The organism is Bacillus sp. 05T31, from assembly GCF_056396725.1.
Window position 1 is genome coordinate 1 of sequence record NZ_JBFTMA010001346.1, and the last position, 483, is coordinate 483.

Sequence of the window (483 nt, forward strand, 5' to 3'; positions counted from 1 at the left end):
CATTTTACCTTCATCATTTTGCCTCTTATAGTCAATTGAAATTGTTAATTCTGTTATTTGCATTGGGTGTTTTTCATTGTCTATTGAATCGTTAAAGTTAAGTACAATTGATGCATTTTCAAATTTATCATATTGCAATTTTAATTTATCATTAATTATTTCTTGAAATTGCGCTTCTGTTAAAGTAAATCCAACTGAATTTGGTTCATTAATTTTTTTCTGTTACCTCCTGCTTTCAGTTTTAAATCCCCTACACCTTGTAATCTATTAAATATCAATTTTACAGGAGTAACATCCAAATTTGAATCAGATCCTTGACCTTTTCCGTTTTGATACAGCAAGTTTATATTATATTTTTCTTCTTCTTTATAATTATTATTCTTATGTCTATCCTTTTCATCTTTTGTTTTACTTGTTATTCTTTGAGACGTTATTCCATATAACAATTTTTCTTTCAAATTATATATACCTTCAGTAGTTTGA

Annotated in this window: 1 pseudogene; it reads right to left on the bottom strand. The window is 26.1% G+C overall.

The features are described 5' to 3' along the window. Positions 1-483: pseudogene (locus tag AC1DJR_RS33240) on the bottom strand (DUF3952 domain-containing protein); the annotation flags it as partial.